The sequence below is a fragment of the Paraburkholderia sp. D1E genome, assembly GCF_052682275.1.
The window spans coordinates 3,938,138-3,959,437 of the sequence record NZ_JBQYMB010000001.1 but is presented as its reverse complement, the minus strand read 5'-3'; the positions used below and the strand labels follow the sequence as shown (position 1 = coordinate 3,959,437).

The following is a 21,300-nucleotide window of genomic DNA, read 5'->3' as shown; positions in this document are numbered from 1 at the left end:
GCTCAACGACCATGAACAAGAGAGACAGCATGATTGCACGCGTCACGCGCAGTGAATTTTCCGCCAGCTTCTTCGAACAGGACACGCCGGCCATCATCACCGATGCACTGAACGACTGGCCGATTGCCGATCGCTGGACGCCCGCGTATCTGGCAGGTGTGTCGAAAACGCAGCGGGTCACCCTCAGCACGTCCAGCGATGGGCGATATCAATTCGATTCGTCCGATGACGGCGCGAAGTCTCACGCGTTCGATACGGCCGAGATCGATTTCGGCACCGCGACCGCGCGCATGCTCGAAGAGGACGCAGGCGATCACATCTACGTGATGCAGCAGTCGATACCGGATGTGCTGCCGGAACTGCTTGATAATCTCGTCGTGCCGGAATGGATCGTCGCACAGCGTCCGGCTATCAATTTATGGTTTGGGCGACGCACGACGACGCAATTGCATTTCGACTATTCGAACAACTTCTTTGCCCAGCTTTACGGGTCCAAGCAGTTCACGCTCTTTGCGCCGGACGAGAGCGCTCGCCTCTATCCGTATCACCATGGAACGGCGACGGCACATATCTCGTACGTCGACCTCAATGCGCCCGATCTTGCCCGTTACCCCGAGTTCGCGAATGCGGCGCCTCTGAGCTTCACGATTCATTCGGGTGAGTTGCTGTTTATGCCGGCGTTCTGGTGGCATCACGTGCAGGCGGCGGAGGTGGCGGTGTCGGTGAATTTCTGGTGGTTTCCACAGTTACGCCAGATTCTGGCGTCGCCGAATGCGGTTCGGGCGCTGCCCAACTTCTATGGGATTGACCGGCTTCTATCGTTCAAACAGGGCTTTCTGCAGCCTGCGCAACTGGATTTCGTGACCGCTGGCGAGTTGTTTCTGGAACACGGCCGAATCTGGGCGGCGGGCGTGCTAGCACTGGCGGCATTCGACGAATGGGCACGTGGCGCGGAAGGACTGCGTCACGTGGATCGGCCGCAAGGGTGCCGGTTGCGCGATCTGGCGACGGATTTACGCCGTGTTTGTGCAGCGTTACAGGGCATTGGGCATGCGCTGGCGGATCGACACATGCAGGCGATCGACAGCGTGCCGGCGCTTGCGGCTCAGTTAGCGGAGTTTCTCGACGATGCGTTGATTGATCGAGGTGGCGTGGTAGCGTTGCTGCGGATGATGCGGTCGGCAAAGTAGTGATCGGCAGAATCGGACCGCGATGGGCGTTGGTGCACTTAGATGACGGAAGGGGGATAGTACGATGACGTCTCGCTATTTTTTCGTCCGATGCAGGATGAGGATCGCGCGATCCCGGACGTCGATCGCGACGTAAATACCGATATAAGGCTTGGATGCCCATGGCGACTCAAATAGCCCGACAATCAAACCGGTCAACAGCCTTCCTTTGGTAAAGGCAGTGCGACAGGCAGCGGACTCCGCTCATTGGGAGTCGCTTGTGTCGCACGATCGCAAAGTGGTCTCCTGGACTCACGGAGGGCATGACGCTCGAGCGTAAAGTATGCTACCGTCTCCGATCCGATCAACCGCTATGGGCGTTAATTAACATGCGTGAACAGTTTTATTTCGACGAGAAGAATTTGATGGTTGCCGAGGACGTTTGGACCGAGTTGAAAAAAGGCAATGAGGTCACGTTCTCGAGCATCAAATCTACAGTAGCCGATACACTCGCACGTGGAGGTGCCTTCATAATTCATGACATCGAGGGCAATGTCATGAGGCGTTTCGACAGGCTGTCGGAGTTTGAATCTCACGTCCGTGACATCGACGGCCAACGCAAATAGATAGGCCTGAAACTCCGCCCTCAGCGACATGCGTGCGGGTGTGACTGGCGTGCAGGTCGAAGAACTTGCGCATTGCGTGCGTCGCCCATCCGATTTCAGTGATGCCCTGCTGAAAGCCAGCCTTGTGGCCGCTGTAATCGTCGCACACGAGCTTGCCCTGCTAGCCGGCGAGGACGGTGCGGGCATGTTCGCCTGCACCGCTGTCGGCGAAGTCATAGACCACGGCGTGCAGCTCACTGAGTGCGTGGACGTATGCCGGTCTCGTCCACACCATGAACGGCGAATGCATTCTTGGCAAGATCGATTGCTATAGTGACAAATGGCATGGATTCCTTCTCTCGCTGGTGTCGATGAACGTTCGCTACTTCTTTTTGGCAGATTGATGCCGACTCGCGGCTTCCGCCGCAGCCTCGGGACGGGGAAATCCCTTTCATTCTCTAAAAAAGTCCGTTCGTCGTGCGAATAGGGCATCAGCGCAAGCCAGTCTCGATATATAGAATTCGCGCGCAGTGACCATCCAGCTAGAACCTAACAAATATGCCGGCACCAAGGGCGATTTGATTCCTTGACGATGAAGGCGCGCCCTGAAAGCCGTCGCCTACGACAGCAGTTGCGTCGATGATTCTACTTCCACCTTCTGTCCCGAGCGTCTTCCCCTGCGCACGCTCAAACGCCTGTACTGCGAAAAGCGTAGTGCGCTTTGATAACGAGTAGTATTGGGCTAGATTAAACTCGTGATATTGTGCCGCGTTGGTGATTCCGTTCGCCTTGGTGGCCCGCGTGTAGCTGTAGCTTGCGGCGAGGTCCCACGCTGGTGTCGCCTTCCAATGCAGAACTGTCCCTCCTGTGTTGAAAGTTGCTGTATTGGAAAACTTCGAATTGACGCCTGGGATGTATTGAACGTTCGAGTATGACGCAGAAAGATCCAACGCATTAGTCAACGCATAGTCGCCGGTTACCGCGATGCGCTGCTGTGCCTGCGCGGTTTGATAGCCGTTCGTTACGGCGGATACGCCTGGTTGCCCATTGGAATTCGTCGTTGAATCTGTGCCCCAAATGCCGCCGCCGGGTGTCGAGTTGCCGATTCGTTGAATTCCGGCTGCAATCCCAAAGCTGGCGGTCGCATACTGAACTGCTCCACTCCATGTAAAGCCTCGGTTGATACTACCCGGCACGCCGCCAAGCGAATATGATCCGCTGAAACTAAAGCCGGAGAGACTTGGAGATCTGTACACGATCGAATTGTTTGCTCGATAGACTGTGTCTAGAGAATCCAGGTCGCCAGGATGAGCACCGAAGAATCCAGTCATCCAGACCATCGGACTATAGGGCTGCAAAAGCGTAAAGTAAGATGTATATTGGCGACCCATTGTCACCATGCCGAACGATGAGTTCTCTATGCCCACCCAAGCTTGTCGACCAAACATAGCATTGGTGAATTGTTGACTGCCAGTATTTGTATTAAAACCTGACTCAAGTTGAAAAACGGATTTTGTTCCGCTCCCGAGGTCTTCTTCACCTTTGATGCCGAAACGACTGACACCGGATACGAGTTTTACGTTTGAATGACCGCCGCTTGTCGAGCCAATCGGCGCTTGACTATTTTGATAAACAATCACATCGTCGACCAACCCATACACCGTCACGCTGCTTTGCGCGTAGGATGTCACGGCTGGTAGAATGGTCGCTGTGACGACAATTGCTTTGCATTTTTGGTAGTGTTTCATTTTTGATCTCCTGTGCTTTAGCAAGCCACCTTTTTTGTATTTTGGGGCGGCTTGAAATGTGAAGGGCAAGACTTGTCTCGTATAAGATGTTGCAATGCGCGGAAGAACTTGGTACCAACAACTTCAATCGGAAGAACGTCTGGCCATTGCACATCTGCATCCGCATAGGTTGAGTATCCGTGCCAAGACCCGGATGCTTCGGCGCTCGTCGGCTCGCGGTGAGCCGTGAACTGACATGAAGCAGCGCTCCTACTGGCTACGTATCCGTCCCTGCTGAATACAATTGCGACCCTATCCGGAGCAAAGAAATCTGTTCGGTAGAAGCCGGAATGTGACTGCGTGCAGAAACTGCTAGATCAAGCGAATCGCATCACTGATGCCCCCTTTCTACTTGATTCTCGGGATAATTGATTTGTGAGCAAAGCACGAAGGCAGCGACAGGACTGGGGCAGGTTCCGCGCAGCGGATGCGCCCGGCACGAGACTTTACTTCTGCCTCCGCCTGCAGCTTCAACTTACGACTCATACGACGTCATTGCTGTGGTTGTTGGATGACCGGCTGAATTGTCTTCAGTCCAATCGCGCACATGTCTGCCTCTTACGCCCAACAGGCCGATCGCAAGTGCGCTGATCACCATCGGTACGGCCAAAGCCAAAAAGATCTCGGGGAGGACCCATCCGCGGTTCATCATCGTTGCGCCGATCGAACCACTACAAATTGCCCCGACCCTCCCTATGCCGTGCATACAACTAACGCCGGTGGCTCTGGCCGCCGTTGGGAATGACGTCGCGGAAAGTGCCTGTAGACCAGTCATCGAGCCGTGGAAGAAGCAGCCGAGCGCAAACATAATGATGCATAGGAATCCGAAATTGTTTAGGGCGACACTAGTCGAAGCCGAGAACGTAGCGGCTACCAGTAAGGCGAGTACCAGTACCCAATGCGGGCGCATCCGGTCCATTACTGCGCCAATGCAAATGGACCCGACCGGACCCCCAAGCGTGATTGTGGCGGTGATAATTGCACCTTGTCGTAAGCTGAATCCAGCCTCTTTTGCGATGACAGGAAGCCAATTCACCATTATGTACGTTGCCATCACGCCCATGAAGTACGCGAGACAAAGCAATGCGGTAACAAACGCGTACCGTTTCGTCAAAAGAATAGTCAGTGGTCTGGCCGATTGCTTCACCAAAGTCGGGGCCCAAAATTCGGAATTGGGCGCGATCGTGGCTGCACGATCGATCTTTTTCAGAATGCTGGGAATTGACTTGAGGTTTTGCTTTCTGAGAGTCAAAAATACGACCGACTCTGGAAGGGCAAAGGCAAGGACGATTGCCAACGCGATGGGCAATATCCCTGCCGTTGCAAGGGTTGCCTGCCAGCCATACGTCGGCATAAGCCATGCTGCTACAAGGCCTGACGCGGCAGCACCAGCCGTGAAGCCACTGTACACAATTGTCACGATGATAGAGCGTTTGCGGTGTGGCGCGTACTCAACCATCAGCGCAACTGCGTTCGGCAGCGCCGCGCCCAAACCAAGTCCCGCCATTCCCCGGAGAACTAGCAAACTTGAAACATCGGCTGAACGCGCGGCAAAAAGCGTCAACGACCCAAACACGAAGACGCTGCAGACTAAAACGAGTTTGCGCCCGTATCGGTCGCCGAAAGGACCAGCGATAAGCGCTCCGGCAGTTACCCCCAAGAACACCACACTCAGCACAGATCCCATTTCCTGTTTTGAAATTCCCCAGTTACGCATAATCTCCGGCGCTGCAAAGCCCATGATTCCAACATCCATGCCGTCGAAAGCAATCACTAGGAAGATGAACGTTATGATGATGAACTGGTATCGGCTCAGCGGTCGTTCATCGATGAACGACCGCACGTTGATCCTTTGAATTTGCGACATGTTTGTCTCCTCTTATAGGACTTCGTTTCTGGCTTCTTGGCTAAAGGATGTGTTAGATGATTGAACGGCCACCATCGATAAGTAACGTTTGGCCGGAGATATACGACCCAGCCGGTGAGGCAAGAAGAATCGCAGCACCGACGACGTCTTCTGGCTCCGCGAGCCGATTTGCGGGGGATTTGGCGGCGATCGCTTTCTCGGAATCAGGGTTGGTCCAAAATGCCTGTGAGAAACCTGTCCGGACCATTGAGGGCGCCAACGCATTCGCGCGAATGTTCCATTGACCCCATTCAGCTGCGATGCTCCGTACGACACTGTTCATGGCGGCCTTGGCAGCTCCATAAGCGCCGAGAGCCGAACTCGCTCGTAGAGAAGCGATGCTCGACATGACAAGGACGCTGCCGTATCGCTGCTCTTTCATTTCAGGGAGAAACTGTCGAATCAGGATCAAGTTGTTTCTAATGGTTGTGAGCAACCAGGCATCAAGCTCGTCGACATGAATATCGGCGATTGCTCCGACAGGCGCCGGCCCGGCCGCCTGACAAACGACGATGTCCACTCGGCCGAAAGCCCGCTTGGATGTATCGCAAAAGGAATTGATGTCTTCCACGTTTGTGACATCACAACGCGCGCCCTTTGCTTCGAAGCCTTCGTCGCGCAGCAACTGAGCCGCTCTGTCCGTGTCAGTTTGAATGTTGCTTGACACGACGACCTTCGCGCCACACTGAGCGAATCCGCGGGCCATCGCCAGTCCCATTCCAGACGTAGAGCCGGTTAGCACCGCAACTCTGCCGGAAAGATCAAATCCCGTATATGTCATTAGGTTCCCTAAATTTCTAAACTGAAGGTAAGCGAAGAAGCCCCGGCGCGCGAACATGGAAGGAACGGGGCGACTGAACCGAATCCGGTCATCGGTACGCTTGGCGGATGCCGTCGCGTCAATGGACAGGGTCCTCGCGGTTTGATGTCGAAGGTCGTTTTGTCGTGGCCTCGAAGTTGAAAGGTTCTGGCATCAGCCGGATCTTAACTTCTATAATGAAAGTAACTTCTACTATAGAAGTCATGGCGCACGCATGTCAAGCATTAGGCGCAACAGTTGCGAAATTCTTCAGCTGCCGATCGCATTAGTGAATGGTGGTAGCCTCCGTTTCGACGAGCGTGACGCGACAGTGCGGTAAGACCGTATGGGATCAGGGCCGGCGATGTTTTCCATCAGTCGAGATTTCCCTCGGCCTGCCGTCGTTGCCAGCGGCTGACTTCGCTGCTCCGACTCGGAGCGTGGAGGAATGAATTGCTGTTAGCCCGAGACAACAAGTAGGACAAGCTTGTTCGGATTGGAAAACAATCGGGCGCTGAGCGTTGCGGTAATCATCATTCGACTGGCTATTGCGCGTGTATCGGGTGGACCCACGTTCCCACATATCGGCACCGACTGCGAGTCCGATGGCGCTAGGCTTATCCAACAGTTCGTCGCTATTGCGCCATCATGCCGCCGTCCACGGGAAGGATGTGACCCGTCACAAAAGCAGAGGCAGCGCTTGCTAGGAACAACACTGGTCCTGTCATATCGCAGGGCTCTCCGAGCCGTGCCAGCGGTACCAACGCTTCGAATTTCGCGACCAGCTCGGGTTGGCTTGTCAGCCCCTCGGTCATCGCAGTCCGAACGATGCTTGGCGCAACGGCGTTCACGCGGATGTGATACGGGGCCCATTCCACTGCCCACGACCGTGTCATGTTGACAACCGCACCCTTAGTGGCCTGATAAGCGATGTTCGGATACCAGCCACCGGAAAGGCCCAGTATTGACGCCGTGTTAACAATTGTTCCGCCACCACTTACTTTCAGGTGCCGAGCGGCAGCTCTTGCACACAGGAACATACCTGTCATATTTACAGCGATGACGGCATTCCAATCGTCCACTGAAAGGTCGAGCGATGTGCTACGCCGATTGATACCTGCGTTGTTGAATAAGACGTTGATACGGCCATGTTGCCTCGCGATTTCGCTCATCACCCTTTCCACGTCATCTTCATTTGTCACGTCCACGACGACGTGCTGTCCTCTAGCACCGAGTTCACGAGCCACGGACTCCGCAGCGGACGAATTCATGTCAAGAACGACGACATGAGCTCCAGCTTCGGCAAAGGTATGCGCGACCGCACGTCCGATGCCACCTCCACCACCAGTCACCACGGCTACCTGGTCATCAAGGCGAAAATTTGGAAACGGATATTGCATTTGGACTCCTAATTTAATAAAAATTGATCTAAAGACAGAACGTGCTGTCGCAGCGGTGAATCAAAAAATAGCCGGGGACACGTTACACCTACGAAAAATGCGGGCAAAGACTTTGCATTCAGAGCGTGAGCAGTCGGCAGTTTCGTGTGCTATGTAACGACGCTTCTTGCATTTTCCTGCGACGCGAAGGCGCCATCAACGTTAAACACGCGCAATTGAACAAATAGGCCCTCGCGCCTGCGGCACGTTGAGGTCGCTTAGAGCGTGTTGGAAACTTTGAGTTAGACCTGGCGTCCTGGGGGAATGAAAAAACGCAGGCCATACCCGACGGATGTATCGGATGAAGAGTGGCGCCTCGCCGCTCCGTACCTGATCTTGATAAACAAAGACGCACCGCAGAGCCGCTACGAACTGCGCGAGATGCTCAATGCGCTGCGCGGGATCGTACGCGCGGGTGCACCGTAGCGTTTGTTGCCGAATGACTTCCCGCCGTGGGAACTGGTCTACCAGCAGACGTAACGCTGGATTCAGACACGCTGTTTTGATGCCATGGTGAATGACCTGCATTCGATCATCCGGATCGCGCTGGAGCGCCATGGTCAACCCACCGTGGTCATTCTCGACGGGCGGACCCTGCAGTCGACCCGCGAGAGCGGACCTCGCGCCGGTTACGACAGCTACAAACGCAAACGCGGCAGCAAGGTCCGCATGGCGGTTGATGCGTGGGGGCGGTTGCTTGCCGTGCATGTTACGCCGGCCAACGAACAGCAACGTGCGCAGGTCGGAGAACTGGTGCGTCAGGTTCAGCAGGCCACGGGCCAGACGGTCAATGTGGCGTTCGCCGATCAGGGCTATACCGTCGAAGAGCTTGCACAGGCAGCACTCGACGAAGGGTTCGAGCTTCAGGTACTCAAGCTGCCGGAGGCGACAAGGGGCTTCGCGCTGCTGCCGAGCCGCTTGGTGGTCGAGCGCAGCTTCGGCTGGCTCAACCGCTTCCGCCGACTGGCTAGGGACTACGAGCGATTGCCCGAAACCTTGGCTGGTTTGCACTTCGCCGTATTCTCCGTGCTTATGCTTTTTCACTTTGTAGCCCTTAACAGCAGTGCTTAACACGCTCCAGATGCGACCCCAGCGACGTCCGCGGACAGAGCCAAATCGCAGATTCTTCGTGTTACTTGCATGATGGTAGTTTCTGGTAGTGTAGCCACATCGGCGAGTGTGTCAATGGGTGTCACCACTACGACGCACGACTTTCGGCCGAATTCGTCAATGAGCAAGAAGTGGCAGGTCCGTCACGTTGGCGCTAGTTCGTTAGAACATACCGCAAGCATTGAGGATGCTTGCATCATGATAGTGGGCGAACTATACTTGTCCAATGAAGCGGAAAAGCTATCAATCAATGCAGTGTCCGATTGCGCGCACTCTCGAATGTGTCGGTGAGTGGTGGAGCATATTAATCTTGCGGGATGCAATGACGGGGCTCACGCGTTTTGATCAATTCCAGGATAGTCTGGGAATTTCACCAAACATCTTGAGCAGGCGGTTGAAAGGACTGGTGGAAAACGGATTTTTAGAGCGGAGGATGTACAGCGAGTCCCCTCCCCGGATGGAGTATTGTTTGACTCCAAGAGGACATGCTTTCGGACCGATCTTGATGTGCCTAAATTCTTTCGGCAATCGACATTTTGCCGATGACGGGCTGGCGTCGGTCTTGGTGGCCCGAGAAACGGGGATCCCGGCAGACCTCCAGGTAGTCGATCGTAGGACGGGTAGGGAAGTGTCGTGGCCTGAATTTGTGTTTGTTCCAGGCCCTGCCGCAAACGAAGCAATGCGGAGCAAGCTCGCGTTTTCTGAGGCTGTGGTTAGCGAGGGGCTGGCGAAGACTTCATGACAGTGTGCGGTAACGTTGAAGTGTGAGACGCGCAACAGCGGCGAGCTCGCGAATTTGCTCAGTTGACGCACGGATGTTGGACGAATTCAAGAAGTCGTATCGCGCATGTAAGTATTGGGAGCTGAGGCCCCGCACTCGAAAGTCATGCACTGTTGATGGAAGAATTCTGTTAGGGGCGCAAATCTCTTGGGACTGGTTGTCTACCGGTCGGCCTGCGGGGGGGCGCCTGCTACGACCGGAAAGGCCGCTTGGTAGGCAACCTTGAAAGCGCAGTTGTCGGGCCGACGGCATGCACCTTTGCAACTTGTCATCTCATAGCGCAACAAGGCAACCGCCAGACGCCGCGCGAGCGCCGCAATATCGATGGCGTCGCAGTTGCGTGCCGTTGCCGGCAGACCGCTGGTTGAACCAGCGGCTACCAGGCTGGAAGCGCAACCAGCTCCATGCAAGCTCGACCATCAACCACCGGCATCGCCGGTTGTCTGCCTTGCTAATACCGAGTGCGGCCTCACTGATACCGCTGGCACATAGCGTAGGCGTCAGGCCCAGCAGCCGGCCACTTCCCGACGGCTGTGAAACTGTCGCCATCCAAATATTCCCCTTATCAGGGTCCACGCGCTACCTGCGCCGATTCCCTCAAGCTTTGCCAGCAACGCCATGCCAGGGCGCAAGCTGCTGCGCACCTGCTGACCCTACTGTGCTTCGAGCAGGCTGATCTGTTTGGGCACAAGCGCGAGCGGCTCACATTGGCGTTCAACCTCGGCGCAGAGACCGGGTGGCAGTGGCTCGTGCTGTTGGGGCCACCAGTGAGTCCAGATCTGGCCACCTACATACGTCACCCGGAGGTTGTGCAGCACGAGCAAGGAGCGAATCCGGTTGGCGTGCGCGGTACACTCCTGCCTACCGCGCTCCAGTTTTCGACGCAGGCGCCGGTCGTTTTCCTGCTCAGGCATCGGTCGGGATGCGCGCGACGGCCCATGCAAGGTGCTCGCCCGTGTAATAACGCTTAAGCATCGAGAGTAGCTTGTCGCTGTCAAGGCGATCCGTCTTCGCGCGAGGGGAGCGCCGGTATACGTCGTGGGCGAAATCCACCACGAGATGGACAATGCCCTGCTGAGCCAGCCAGCGATGCAGCCAGAAGCCGTCGCGGCCAGCCTGATAATAGCTGTCGACGGACGCGTCAACCTGACGTTGCAGTATCGACTCGTGAAGGAACTGCGGCTGCGCGGAATCAGCACGAAGGAGGCGGCCAACGGTTATGCGCCCCACTTCATCGCTGACTTTAACGGCCGGGTCGGCAAGGCGCCCAGGAGCGGGTTCGACGCGCACCGGCAGCTGCGTGCCGACGACGATCTTGATCTGATCCTGACAGTTCGTGTTCCGCGGCGCGTGTCGAAGGTGCTGACGGTGCAGTACGACCCGGAGATCTATCTGCTTGAAGACACGGTGGTAAACCGCAGCCAGATTCACAACTATCTGGGCGTGTTTGAGTATCCGGACGGGCGCATCGAGATCCGGGTCGATGGGGCTGCCCTGTGTCCGCTACGACCGGCTATTGGAGATTGACCGGGCGGCGGTGGTCGACAACAAGCGGCTGGGACACAAGTTGCAGATGGCGCAGGTGATCCAGGCGGGGCGCGATGACCGGCGGGCGTCGGGCTCGCCATCGAGGACCAATCAGGGCGAAGCGCCGCGACCGAAGGAACGTAAGGTGGGCACCCGCAAGCAACGGGAACTGACGCGTGAAGAGCTGAACGAGGCGATCTTGCGAACTGCCGGAACTCGGGTTGGCTCGGTGCTTTAAAGCTCGTAAATGTAGAGATTTCTGCACCTGAAAACCGGACATTTCTTATATGGTCGCCTCCCATTTGCAAGGAGATATTGTGTTTGACGAGGAGGGTGGTTGCGGACTTATACACGGCCTCGTCCAGTTTGCCAAATGGTCTGATCCGCTGCATGCAGGTGCTGGATTGAATATATACAATCGGCCTGTTTGTGGCACAGATGTGCCTGCCCCAATGGATTTCGCTCGGCGACTCCTTCATATATCCTCGGCTTCGTGAGCCCTAAGACCGCGCAGGTTTTGTCGCCGACGGTCCAATCTGTCTTGCCATCAATCAATATTACCTATGCAACCATGAGTGGGTTTGGATCGGACTGCAAAGCTGTTTCAGACTGGCGTCGACGTCGGACTCTGATATGTTCGACCGCACGCGAGCAGCGCCCAGATCGTTCATGCAACCTTGTTAGCCAGTGCAACGGCGACAACGTTTGTGGGGCGCCGCGCAAGCATGTTACGCATTCGCTCAGGCAGATGTTTCGAACTGGCGATGACCAATCGGGCGCCGCGAATCAGCAGGGTGCGTAAATACACGTCGCCCCGTTTGATCAAACCGCCCAGCTTCACCTTGCCACCAGAACCGTTCTGTCGCGGTACCAGCCGCGAAGTAGGCGGCAAATTCGCGCCCGACCTGAACGTCTGCACGTTACCGATGACGGCAACTGCAGCCGTCGCTGCTAATAGACCGACGCCCGGAATCTCCGAGATGCGCCGGCAGGCTTCGTCGCCCCGACGCCATTCGGTAACGCGCTGTTCAATGCGCAGGATCTGCTCGTCCAGGGCTAACAGCCGCGATAGCTGGTCCTGGAGACTGTCTGTCAGCGTCGTCGGCAACTGGTCTGCCAGCGTTGCGAGTGCAGCTCTGGCGGCCTCGATCGAGGCACGGCGACCCTGCGGCAGGACCACGCCGAACTCGTACAGCAGCCCGCGCAACTGGTTCACCTGCATGACCCGGATTCTCACCAGTTGCTGGCGCATCCGGTGCAGTGGGCATTGCCTGCTGAGTTTCCGTCTTGACGGCGACGAACCGCATGCGGGCCGCTGGGCAGCCTCACAGATCGCTGCTGCGTCTGCAGCATCGTTCTTGACGTACGGACGGACGAATTGCGCCGCAATCAGCCGGACATCGTGACCGAGCGCGTACAGTTGCCGGGCCCAGTGATGGGCGCTCCCGCAGGCTTCCATGACAACCCGGCATCGGGCGCGATTGGCGAAGAACGGCTTGAGCTGGGCGCGCTTCAGTACCTTGCTGTGAATCACTCCGGTTTCCGGTTCAGCGAAATGAACCTGGAAGACGCGTTTGGCCAGGTCGATGGCAATGGTCGTGGGTTCCATCTGGTTTCTCCTTACCGCGTGTGCAAGCGGAAACGACACTCTGGCACAGTGCTGGCACCGGCCATATCAGCCGTCGGACGGCTGCGTTCAGACGACCGTTAAGGCGGGAGGCAACCATTCCATCTAAAAAGTCCAGAACATCCGCCGCACCTTGCCAATCATTGTCATCGGGATCACCCCCAAAACACCCTGCCTGAAAAACTGGCAGGATAGGTTGATCGCCCGGCTCAATTTTCAGTCGGCGCGATCCCTACAAGTGGCTCAATTTTCGGTCGGCGTAAACATCGATATGCGACGGTGGGAATCAGACGGGCTGCGCACATCATCAGTGCGTTCAGGCATGTCGGTGCACCAATCAATGCAACAAAAGAGAACTGTACGACGAGAAAAAGAAGGGGTAATACGGCCACCGTCGAGAACGCGGACCGCGAGATAGTCGTTTAGTCGGCTTTTCTTCTCTTTTCGTCGCAAAGACGGCGAATTCTCCCATCTTTTCGAGACCGTCCGCCCGATCGACGGAGCATCGCTTACTGTTAATTGTCACGTACGCTACGCGTCGTTGGCGAAGGCCTGTACATCGTGATTTCAGGCTCATCGCGGGCGCAAATGCGTTGGCGTAACGGATGCTTCCAACTCAGGTCGAAGAAATTGCTTGCATAAACCGACTGGTCATCTTATTCTGTGCTTTTACTAGACGAGTTGGGCGATGGCAACTACCGATGTACGCGAAAAACTCCTTGATTCGGGCATGGATGCTTTCTATGCCAGAGGCTTTAATGCTACGGGTGTCCAGGAGATAGCTAACGGCGCGAATGTTCCCAAAGGATCGTTCTACAATCATTTTGATAGCAAAGATGCATTTGCGGTCGAAGTGGTTGAACGCTACTGGGATCGTGGTAGTAGAGCACTTCGCATATTGAACGACGCCTCGCTAGGTGATCCTTTGGTGCGGCTGAGGCACTATTTCGAGACACTCATATCGGCTCGAAAAAAGGCGAAATACAGATCTGGTTGTCTGATTGGAAATTTCTCGTCTGAGATCTCTGACCAAAGCGAAATGATGCGCGAACGCATTGAAATCGCTTTCCGAGATTGGACTAAATTGCTGGAAGTCTGTGTAAGAGAAGCCCAGGATTCTGAGCTGGTGCAAACGGATTTGCCTGCTTCGGTAGTCGCGGCCTTTATCCTGAATGCCTGGCAAGGGACGGTCCTCAGAGCAAAGGTCGAGCGCGGAGATGTTCCATTCAAACAGTTTATGACGATGATTTTTGACGGTTTCCTGAAATGATTGCCAGGTTGGATCAACATTAACCGTGTTGACCAATGCGAATGACTGGTGCGTCGTAGCTATGCATGCTGGATGCAACGTGACACGCACCTAGATCGACTCAGAGCGCGACGTCAAAGATAATGCACATTGAAAATATGTCATTCTTGTTTTAATAAGGAATTCTATTCATATCACAACATGAATCAGCATGCCACACGCTAGTCAACTCGCATGCGAACGGAAATGCATGCTTCTGAACATGAAGACACAGAAAATGAGCGACAAACAGATCCAATACATTGAAACTCCGAGCGGTCGACTCGCCTATCGAGTTGACGGAAGTCCGGATGCTGAACCCTTAGTGCTGATCCAGAGATTTCGCGGTGTGATCGATCAGTGGGATCCTGAGTTCATTGAAAAACTTGCGGCTCATCGCAGGGTTATCCGGTTCGACAGCGCGGGAGTTGGGCGTTCAGAAGGCGATGCTCCGCCCACAGTTACCGCGACTGCCGAGATTGCGCTTGAATTCTTGGACGCACTCAAAATCGATGTCATTGACGTATTCGGTTGGTCGTTGGGTGGGTATGTTGCACAGGCAATGGCCCTGCGTTCGCCCGCGCGCGTGCGCCGGCTGGTGATCGCGGGCTCCGGTCCCGGTGCGGTTGCGGATGGGGCAAAGCGTCACCCTCGTGTCAACGAGATCGCGGTCAAAGAATCTATCGATGACGAGGATTATCTTTTTTTGTTCTTCGCGGACTCTGAGACGAGTAGAGCTGCCGGCCGCGCTTACCTGGCGCGTGTTGCAGCGGAAAACGACGGTCCTGCCACGAAGATGCCCTCAGTTATGAATCAACTCAAGGCGATTGTGAACTGGACAAATGGTGGCGACGCTGCGCGGCCTCGACTCAAAGAACTTTCCATGCCCATCCTGGTGGCAAATGGAGTTACGGATGTCATGGTGCCGACGTACGGTTCGTTCGTCATTTCGCAAGAGGCACCAAACGCCAAGCTGGTGTTGTATCCGGACTCTGGGCACGGCTTTCTGTTTCAACACATTGAGGACTTCACGCAAGAGGTTTTGGCATTTCTTTCTGCGTAAAGCGCGTCGTCGGGGAAGTTGAATTTTCGCATGTCAAATTGAGATGACATGGAAGGACCCCTTGTCCCAATCGGGCTCAAGAAACCGATCACAATACCCCGAGGCCATTTCGATTTCTATCTTGGGAATTTCGAGCAAGCTAGTAAATTAGCAATAGGTTGATTCAATGAGTACGTGCGTCGGGAGGCCTCTCCGTCGTGATGCGGTTGCTCCACAGCGCGAGCTCATATAGCTCGAACGGAAATATTAGCGCAATGAAAAGCGACCAACTACAGAAACAGCGTGACTTGACCAACAGGATGCGGCCGCAGTTATCGCTTTAAAGTGCGGTGAGCAAGGCAGCGACATTGTGGAGGTACTCTTTCGGGAAGACAGGTCGACTCTCGGCAATGCGCCCTCGGGCGATTATCAATCGATTTGACACGTGGCTCACGCCCGAATGTCGCGGGGAACGACTCCCTTGCTTAAAGTCAGCGGCACGCTTCGTGCCTAATGAAGTTAGGAGAATTTTTAAACATGAACGAATTACTTGAACGCGTGATCGAAGCACATGGTGGAACGGAAAAATGGCATGGCATATGTGCCATAGATGTCGTGTTCAACTTTTCGGGCGGCCTTCTTGACCTGAAAGGATTCCCTGGGCACCACCGTCCAGTCGTATCGATAGATACTGCGAAGCCTCGCGCCGTGTTCCAGCGGCTCGGAGGAGACTCTGACGATCGCTGGATATTCACACCAGACCGTGTTTGGGTCGAGCGCCGGGACGGAGAAATTGTCGAAGAGCGATCGAATCCGCGCGCTGCATTCGCCGGGCATGAACGCTCCACTCCGTGGGACCGGCTGCATCTGACCTACTTCCTCGGCTATGCAATCTGGAATTACCTGACCGTGCCGTTTCTTTTCACCCGTGATGGATTCACAACCCGCGAACTGGAAGAGCACGTCGAAGGTAACGAGCGTTGGCGAGTCCTTGAAGTGACCTACCCGGACGATGTTCCCGCCCATACCAAATTGCAAAAACTGTACTTTGACGATCAATTCATGCTCAAGCGGCTCGACTATGTTACCGACGTGTTGGGCGGCGTGGCTGCGCACTACTGCTACGATCCTGTAACCGTCGACGGTATTGTCTTCCCAACCTTGCGGCGCGTGGTCAGGCGTACTCCTGAAGGTCCACTCCTCTCGGGCCGAACGTCTTTCATTCTCGACTATGTGGACGTGATTGTGCGTCGGTGAGATGGCTCACGACGGCCAACTCGCCGGATCTGTGCGCTCAGTTCTTACCGGACCGTCGTGCAGCGCACAGGAGTGAGGAACGTGACGTGGGGTGTCAAATAAGCATTTTCCACTCTCGTTCCCAAAGGGCCCAATTCCGAGGAAATCAAGTCGTAAAACAAATCCGCCTATTGATAATGGTTTCAATGCCAGTTGCCAGTTGCCAGTTGCCAGTTGCCAGTTGCCAGTTGCCGGTTCCGTATCCCTAGCTCACGGATATAGGCCTGGGCGGCTGGCGGCAATCGGGAGAAGTCGTCCTCATTCATGCTATCCACGATAGCGAAGTGTCGCCCGCGATGGGGTTACGGGGATTTGTCGGCCATTGCTGACGGCGACGCCCGATGCTCAACTGGCGTGATGGTAAGACCGTACCGGCTGGCGGCGTACAGCGTCAATGTCAATGCCCTCCAGGAGCCAGTTTAACTGCTCGCTCGTCAGCTTGACGACGCTCTGCTGGCTGGCGCGGCCTTACGACGTGGTCTTCCTCGAGGCACCTCAACATCATCCAGAAGCCGTTGCGATCGTAGAACAACAGTCTGACCTGATTGCGTTGGCGGTTGTGGAAGGAGAAGACGGCGCGAGCAAACGGATCGAGCTGCATGGACTGCTCGACGAGCGTCACGAGCCTATTGATGCCGGCCCGGAAGAGTCGATCGGTTCGCGATGCAGGAAGACCGCCAGGTCCGCTTCGAAGCGGAACATCAACGTGCTCCCAATGCAACGACCACGGCATTGACGATTGCGACGTTGCCTGCTGAACATTCGAGCTCAAGGTTCACGCCGTTGGGCAGGTGAGTCGCCAGCCGTACCAGTCGTGTTGAAGGTGGCGCAGCGTAGGATGATTCTCCACTGGTGGCCCTGTGCGACGCGGACGCACACGCCATGCCCGGCGTCGGCTCGTCAATCGCGACGACCGGCACAAACGCTGACAGTGCTACCGGCGCGTCGTGCCTGACCGGGGCGCCGCCCTGTTCACGCGCCCGAACCCACTTATGCAGCTGGTTGGCATTCACACCGGCCTTAAGGGCGAGGCCCTATAGCGAACTCCGGACGCAGACAGGCTTCAACCAGTCGTCGCTTGTCCATCGGGTCAAAGCTTCGCTTACCACCGACGCCAACACGGGTCACCCGCAAGGGCAAAAAGCTCAGGTCATCTTCTGTCATGGATTGCGTCCGCAAAGTAGGGTTGCGGACGCGATCGTGGCCCTTCTCGCTAATGGAAGCTAGGTGTGCGAAATCGCGCGCTTACGGTCGACCTTCTCGAGGATGAGGTACGTGCAACGGTTCGTCTATCTCCGCGAAAACCTGTCGCGTGATCACGTTATCGCGCCGACACAACGGCTACTCCTTCGCAGAAGTTGATTTCCGGTCTATTGCTTGTCGACGACTCAAGAGTCGTCGGTGGAAACGGTAGCCCCTACAGCGCTCGGTCGGTGCTTTTTTGTGGAAAGCATACCGGACACAGTAATGCTAATCTTGTGCTGCAGTGGTAGTACTGTTGCGCAGATGCCTGTTTGGCAGAGAAGGTAATGGTGGGCTAGATGAAGGTGCCGCCCTGCACGATAGGCCGACCTGAGAGGTAGATTTGTAAGTTCGAACGTTAACTAACCTAGTACAGGGTAGCAATCATGTCAAATCACATTAATCCTGGACCGAAGCCGAAACGCGAGGATGGTAAAGATGACAGAAGGCATCACGTGAATCCGCCAATCAAACCGAAGCATCCATCGCTCCCAACCCACGATCCCAAGAAAAAATAACGACTAATCGAAGCATCAGCCGCGACGGATGCGTCTTTGACGTGCCCGTCGCTAGCTCGGAGAATAAAGAGATCCACCCTCGCACGACAGATACAAGCCTTATGGCCACTGAAAGCTCCGAGCACATGGTATCGCCGAACTACGTGACAATAAATTTGAGACCAATCTAATGCTCATTCTTGAGCTATAACGATGCTAGACGGCAAGCAGTCGTAAAATCGTGACCACTTTCACCCAGAGTATTGCAACGCAAAATTCTAGGTATTTAGATATCAATTTCATATGAGCGAACTCGCAAAGAACGAACACGGGGAAGAATGGACCGCATTCATGGTGAAGGACGAATATCTTCGTAGCTGAACGATGTTTTGATGGTTTGCGTGCGCATATTGCGATACCGAAGCAAGTGCAGCGGCCACCTACGGCGAAAAATTCAAGAAGGCCCCTCATTTCAAGCTAGCAGACCGCTCAAAGCCACGTGCAAGAGCGTGGCCGTATGGCGAATCGACGTTTGCGGCATATGGCATTACACAGGGAACGCCAGGAAAGCATGATATTGACGTCGCGCTACCCGAACGCTTGGGTCCGATTCGGCAACAGCGGCTTGTTCCGGCGACAACAAATACCCCTCCCAAAGAAGCGTTGTTGGGGATGATGCGGTCGGCAAAGTAGTGATCGGCAGAATCGGGCCGCGATGGGCAATGGGTCCCCGGCGCGCGACAGGTCGTGAAGATAAAAACAGTGGCTATTCGACTGTGTTGGCATCGAAGCATTGCTTCGGTGCCTGTGCTGGGACCGCCCTGGCTAATCAGTCTAATCATCGCTATGACCCATCGACCGCAGACCATCCAGATATTTCTCCCCGGGGGCGACCCGCGAGGCATCCGCATCGCAGAAATTACAACGCGCATCGTCCAGGTAATCGAAGTCCCCCGTAGCCGGTTGTCGGACTTTCTCGCTATGAGGGAAAGCGAACAACTTGCGCTCTATTTCCTGGTAGGCGAACGGGACGATGGGTTAGGCAAACGTCTCTATGTTGGCCAAAGCGGAGACATCCGCAAGCGCCTTGCGGCGCATAACAAAGAGAAGGACTTCTGGGTGAAGGTACTCGTACTGACGACACGAACAGAAAGCCTCACCTCCACTCACGCGCTTTACCTTGAGTCTCTGTTTATACAGGAGGCAAAAAGGGTTGGTCGATACGAGGCCGAAAACGCCAACGAGGGAATGCGTTCACACACTCCGCCTCCGCTGGTCGCCGACTGCCTTGAAATCTTCGAAACCGGTCGCGCGCTACTTGCATGCCTTGGCCATCTCGCGTTTGAGCCACTGACCAAGCTCACATCTGACACATCTTCGAAAGACATCCTGTTTTGCAGGCGCTCCGGAACCTCAGCGCAAGGAGCGTACACGGACGAAGGCCTTGTAGTTTTCAAGGGCTCGATGGGTAAGGCAGAAATCGGGAAGGGATTCCAGGGGCACGCGTTTGCGAGGCTTCGAAGCGAGCTTTTACGTCAGGGAAAAATTATGCTCGAAGAGGGCCTTTTGGTTTTCAAGGAGGACGTTCTTTTTTCATCGCCAAGCGGTGCATCAGCAGTAATCTGTGGCGCGGCGTGCAATGGCTGGTTGGACTGGAAGGACGCTGGCGGTCAGACGCTGCATGACCTCAAGAGAAAGGATGCGGAACTGGTCGATTGAGGGCAAGCACCGCGTTGCTGAAGACCTTTGTGACTGAGAAGCGAGATCCAGATTCCGTGGGGGCAGGATTGATGCAATGGTCAACCATACTGATAGTCGCCATGGAATCGCAGGTTACCTCGATGACAGCATTGTTGCGCAACGCGTTCCTGACGCACCCAATGGTTGAAGCAACGTCAGACGCGACAAATCGTTGACTCCATGTCAATCGAGCTACGACTTATGGGGAATTTGGGTATTCGTCGCATGGAGATTGGCGCCTGGGCGTTGCAGTTGGGAGTGGTTGGCAATCGCTTCATGACGTGACTGGTTTTGCCTGGATGCATACTGTCGGCAAGGCGCTTTGGGGGAAAGTCGTGGTTGTGAGTATGCGCGGTGTGCGTCGCCTGCGCCCGGTGAATATCTTGACGCGGGTGGCTATATTCGCGACCGGGCTTGCGGGGCGTTAGGTGTGCAGGACCTTGCATCCTTACCGAACGCAAATTTTCGCGCCGGCGGAACACTTCACGACGCCTGTCGCCGTGGGCGTAGAAATGACGATGACGTTGCCCGTCCGGGCCCGTTATCCAGATGTATGTGCTGCCGCCAACGAACACGACATCGCCGTTAGCGGCAGCCGAGATATACACGTCGTTCGGTTCCGGCAATACCTCTTCTGTCACGACCGGCCGCACGATAGGGAGTTGGCGAGATGTTGGCGCGGCCGAGACTACCACGTTGGCGCGTTCGGGTTCCTTCTCGCTTGGTTCAGGCCAAAAGCACTTCCTGCTGCATATGCCGGTGAAATTACCGAGATGGTAGGTTTAATAGTAATTCTGGTCGACACGACCTACATCGGCCTTGGCGTGGCATTGGATCGGGACGAACTAAGAGCGCTCAGGCTTGTCAAGTCCGGGAAAGAGCCGGTTCGCGATTACGTACCGGCAATGCTGGAGAAAGCATCCTACAAATTTAATGAGGGGATGTTCATAATACTGCTTGGCACAATATGCCTGTGCTTTAAGATAGCAATCTCCATTGCACATGTTGAAGAAAATAAATTAGTAGAGTGCAAGGCAGTAAAATTGAATTCAAAATCCAGCTTATCGGAAAAACAATCTGACCAAAAGTTCTTTTGCGTGCTTGATGGTAAGTAGAATTTGAGGGCATCAGACGACTTCGCGTGGTTGGATGCGACCTATAGCGAATCGCCGAATTTGTTTTATCCAGGTCCCCAAAAAAATGTTGCTGATTGAGGATCCACTGGTCAACATGATTGCAATATCCGATCCGACCTACATTTCGATGTCGATGGCAACAGTCCGACGGTTACGGGCGCTCACGCTACGAGCGTCGCCTTCGCAAAGCTGCTCCTATAATTTCTGAAACGCGGCGCCTCCGAGGCGCCGTTTGCAATTGCAAGATTCTTCGCGGCCGCGTCCCACGAGCGAGCTTCACGGCCGTCGAGTCGAACCGGCGGCCATCGC

The 21,300-nt window shown here is 55.3% G+C and carries 19 protein-coding genes and 1 pseudogene; 11 read left to right on the top strand and 9 right to left on the bottom strand.

Annotated features, from left to right (window positions below):
• The first annotated feature begins 11 nt into the window (after positions 1-11).
• Together ACUN0E_RS17795 and ACUN0E_RS17790 are read left to right on the top strand one after the other, a co-directional pair.
• Entirely contained in the window at positions 12-1,190 is a 1,179-nt protein-coding gene (locus tag ACUN0E_RS17795) for a cupin-like domain-containing protein (protein ID WP_445567455.1), read from the top strand.
• Positions 1,191-1,558: 368 nt separating this feature from the next.
• Positions 1,559-1,795, top strand: coding sequence for a hypothetical protein (locus tag ACUN0E_RS17790; RefSeq protein ID WP_445570616.1), 237 nt, complete (start codon positions 1,559-1,561; stop codon positions 1,793-1,795).
• On the opposite strand, the gene ACUN0E_RS17785 is transcribed toward ACUN0E_RS17790, so the two are convergent.
• The 5 genes from ACUN0E_RS17785 to ACUN0E_RS17765 all read right to left on the bottom strand — a co-directional run bounded on the left by ACUN0E_RS17785 (position 1,725) and on the right by ACUN0E_RS17765 (position 7,666).
• Positions 1,725-1,943: a hypothetical protein gene (locus ACUN0E_RS17785; protein WP_445567454.1), complete on the bottom strand. Its 219-nt coding sequence runs from the start codon at positions 1,941-1,943 to the stop codon at positions 1,725-1,727. The two genes, ACUN0E_RS17790 and ACUN0E_RS17785, sit on opposite strands and share 71 nt — an antisense overlap.
• Positions 1,944-2,316: 373 nt before the next feature.
• Positions 2,317-3,522, bottom strand: a complete 1,206-nt coding sequence (locus ACUN0E_RS17780; protein WP_445567453.1) for a porin — start codon at positions 3,520-3,522, stop codon at positions 2,317-2,319.
• Between the two features lie 514 nt (positions 3,523-4,036).
• Positions 4,037-5,428, bottom strand: coding sequence for an MFS transporter (locus tag ACUN0E_RS17775; RefSeq protein ID WP_445567452.1), 1,392 nt, complete (start codon positions 5,426-5,428; stop codon positions 4,037-4,039).
• 52 nt (positions 5,429-5,480) lie between these two features.
• Positions 5,481-6,248 (bottom strand): SDR family NAD(P)-dependent oxidoreductase, encoded by a 768-nt coding sequence (locus ACUN0E_RS17770; RefSeq protein WP_445567451.1) that lies wholly within the window; start codon positions 6,246-6,248, stop codon positions 5,481-5,483.
• A gap of 653 nt (positions 6,249-6,901) precedes the next feature.
• Entirely contained in the window at positions 6,902-7,666 is a 765-nt protein-coding gene (locus ACUN0E_RS17765) for an SDR family NAD(P)-dependent oxidoreductase (protein WP_445567450.1), read from the bottom strand.
• Positions 7,667-7,969: 303 nt separating this feature from the next.
• Here ACUN0E_RS17765 and ACUN0E_RS17760 point away from each other — a divergent pair.
• Positions 7,970-8,776: pseudogene (locus tag ACUN0E_RS17760) on the top strand (IS5 family transposase).
• 265 nt (positions 8,777-9,041) lie between these two features.
• Positions 9,042-9,557, top strand: a complete 516-nt coding sequence (locus ACUN0E_RS17755; RefSeq protein WP_445567449.1) for a winged helix-turn-helix transcriptional regulator — start codon at positions 9,042-9,044, stop codon at positions 9,555-9,557.
• A 312-nt stretch (positions 9,558-9,869) separates the two neighbouring features.
• Here ACUN0E_RS17755 and ACUN0E_RS17750 read toward each other — a convergent pair whose 3' ends face one another.
• Positions 9,870-10,145, bottom strand: coding sequence for a transposase (locus tag ACUN0E_RS17750; RefSeq protein WP_445567448.1), 276 nt, complete (start codon positions 10,143-10,145; stop codon positions 9,870-9,872).
• 104 nt (positions 10,146-10,249) lie between these two features.
• Positions 10,250-10,510, bottom strand: a complete 261-nt coding sequence (locus tag ACUN0E_RS17745) for a hypothetical protein (protein ID WP_445567447.1) — start codon at positions 10,508-10,510, stop codon at positions 10,250-10,252.
• Between the two features lie 124 nt (positions 10,511-10,634).
• Between ACUN0E_RS17745 and ACUN0E_RS17740 the strand changes: the two genes are divergently transcribed.
• Both ACUN0E_RS17740 and ACUN0E_RS17735 read left to right on the top strand, forming a co-directional pair.
• Complete coding sequence (locus ACUN0E_RS17740) at positions 10,635-11,123, top strand: hypothetical protein (RefSeq protein WP_445567446.1); 489 nt, start codon at positions 10,635-10,637, stop codon at positions 11,121-11,123.
• Complete coding sequence (locus ACUN0E_RS17735) at positions 11,113-11,361, top strand: hypothetical protein (protein WP_445567445.1); 249 nt, start codon at positions 11,113-11,115, stop codon at positions 11,359-11,361. Before ACUN0E_RS17740 ends, ACUN0E_RS17735 begins: the two co-directional genes overlap by 11 nt.
• A 429-nt stretch (positions 11,362-11,790) precedes the next feature.
• On the opposite strand, the gene ACUN0E_RS17730 is transcribed toward ACUN0E_RS17735, so the two are convergent.
• A complete protein-coding gene (locus ACUN0E_RS17730) occupies positions 11,791-12,732 on the bottom strand; it encodes an IS110 family transposase (protein WP_445567444.1) in 942 nt (313 codons plus the stop codon).
• A gap of 706 nt (positions 12,733-13,438) precedes the next feature.
• On the opposite strand from ACUN0E_RS17730, the gene ACUN0E_RS17725 reads away from it, so the two are divergent.
• The 3 genes from ACUN0E_RS17725 to ACUN0E_RS17715 all read left to right on the top strand — a co-directional run bounded on the left by ACUN0E_RS17725 (position 13,439) and on the right by ACUN0E_RS17715 (position 16,337).
• Positions 13,439-14,020, top strand: coding sequence for a TetR family transcriptional regulator C-terminal domain-containing protein (locus ACUN0E_RS17725; RefSeq protein ID WP_445567443.1), 582 nt, complete (start codon positions 13,439-13,441; stop codon positions 14,018-14,020).
• 256 nt (positions 14,021-14,276) lie between these two features.
• Entirely contained in the window at positions 14,277-15,101 is an 825-nt protein-coding gene (locus ACUN0E_RS17720; protein WP_445567442.1) for an alpha/beta fold hydrolase, read from the top strand.
• 516 nt (positions 15,102-15,617) lie between these two features.
• The gene (locus ACUN0E_RS17715; protein WP_445567441.1) at positions 15,618-16,337 is read left to right on the top strand and encodes a hypothetical protein; all 720 of its coding nucleotides are present in this window, start codon (positions 15,618-15,620) and stop codon (positions 16,335-16,337) included.
• A 436-nt stretch (positions 16,338-16,773) separates the two neighbouring features.
• Here the strand turns inward: ACUN0E_RS17715 and tnpB are convergent, their stop codons facing one another.
• Positions 16,774-16,977, bottom strand: a complete 204-nt coding sequence (gene tnpB, locus ACUN0E_RS17710; RefSeq protein WP_445567440.1) for an IS66 family insertion sequence element accessory protein TnpB — start codon at positions 16,975-16,977, stop codon at positions 16,774-16,776.
• Positions 16,978-19,096: 2,119 nt separating this feature from the next.
• Between tnpB and ACUN0E_RS17705 the strand changes: the two genes are divergently transcribed.
• Both ACUN0E_RS17705 and ACUN0E_RS17700 read left to right on the top strand, forming a co-directional pair.
• A complete protein-coding gene (locus tag ACUN0E_RS17705; protein ID WP_445567439.1) occupies positions 19,097-19,834 on the top strand; it encodes a GIY-YIG nuclease family protein in 738 nt (245 codons plus the stop codon).
• Between the two features lie 539 nt (positions 19,835-20,373).
• Complete coding sequence (locus ACUN0E_RS17700) at positions 20,374-20,970, top strand: hypothetical protein (protein WP_445567438.1); 597 nt, start codon at positions 20,374-20,376, stop codon at positions 20,968-20,970.
• Positions 20,971-21,300 lie beyond the last annotated feature (330 nt).

What these genes read in the sequence shown, in the direction of transcription:
- tnpB (WP_445567440.1), bottom strand. Translation starts at nt 16,977, where the DNA reads ATGCAGCTCGATCCGTTTGCTCGCGCCGTCTTCTCCTTCCACAACCGC.
- ACUN0E_RS17780 (WP_445567453.1), bottom strand. Translation starts at nt 3,522, where the DNA reads ATGAAACACTACCAAAAATGCAAAGCAATTGTCGTCACAGCGACCATT.
- ACUN0E_RS17725 (WP_445567443.1), top strand. Translation starts at nt 13,439, where the DNA reads ATGGCAACTACCGATGTACGCGAAAAACTCCTTGATTCGGGCATGGAT.
- ACUN0E_RS17790 (WP_445570616.1), top strand. Translation starts at nt 1,559, where the DNA reads ATGCGTGAACAGTTTTATTTCGACGAGAAGAATTTGATGGTTGCCGAG.
- ACUN0E_RS17745 (WP_445567447.1), bottom strand. Translation starts at nt 10,510, where the DNA reads ATGCCTGAGCAGGAAAACGACCGGCGCCTGCGTCGAAAACTGGAGCGC.
- ACUN0E_RS17700 (WP_445567438.1), top strand. Translation starts at nt 20,374, where the DNA reads ATGACGTTGCCCGTCCGGGCCCGTTATCCAGATGTATGTGCTGCCGCC.
- ACUN0E_RS17715 (WP_445567441.1), top strand. Translation starts at nt 15,618, where the DNA reads ATGAACGAATTACTTGAACGCGTGATCGAAGCACATGGTGGAACGGAA.
- ACUN0E_RS17730 (WP_445567444.1), bottom strand. Translation starts at nt 12,732, where the DNA reads ATGGAACCCACGACCATTGCCATCGACCTGGCCAAACGCGTCTTCCAG.
- ACUN0E_RS17770 (WP_445567451.1), bottom strand. Translation starts at nt 6,248, where the DNA reads ATGACATATACGGGATTTGATCTTTCCGGCAGAGTTGCGGTGCTAACC.
- ACUN0E_RS17705 (WP_445567439.1), top strand. Translation starts at nt 19,097, where the DNA reads ATGAGGGAAAGCGAACAACTTGCGCTCTATTTCCTGGTAGGCGAACGG.
- ACUN0E_RS17765 (WP_445567450.1), bottom strand. Translation starts at nt 7,666, where the DNA reads ATGCAATATCCGTTTCCAAATTTTCGCCTTGATGACCAGGTAGCCGTG.
- ACUN0E_RS17755 (WP_445567449.1), top strand. Translation starts at nt 9,042, where the DNA reads ATGAAGCGGAAAAGCTATCAATCAATGCAGTGTCCGATTGCGCGCACT.
- ACUN0E_RS17750 (WP_445567448.1), bottom strand. Translation starts at nt 10,145, where the DNA reads ATGGCGACAGTTTCACAGCCGTCGGGAAGTGGCCGGCTGCTGGGCCTG.
- ACUN0E_RS17720 (WP_445567442.1), top strand. Translation starts at nt 14,277, where the DNA reads ATGAGCGACAAACAGATCCAATACATTGAAACTCCGAGCGGTCGACTC.
- ACUN0E_RS17795 (WP_445567455.1), top strand. Translation starts at nt 12, where the DNA reads ATGAACAAGAGAGACAGCATGATTGCACGCGTCACGCGCAGTGAATTT.
- ACUN0E_RS17775 (WP_445567452.1), bottom strand. Translation starts at nt 5,428, where the DNA reads ATGTCGCAAATTCAAAGGATCAACGTGCGGTCGTTCATCGATGAACGA.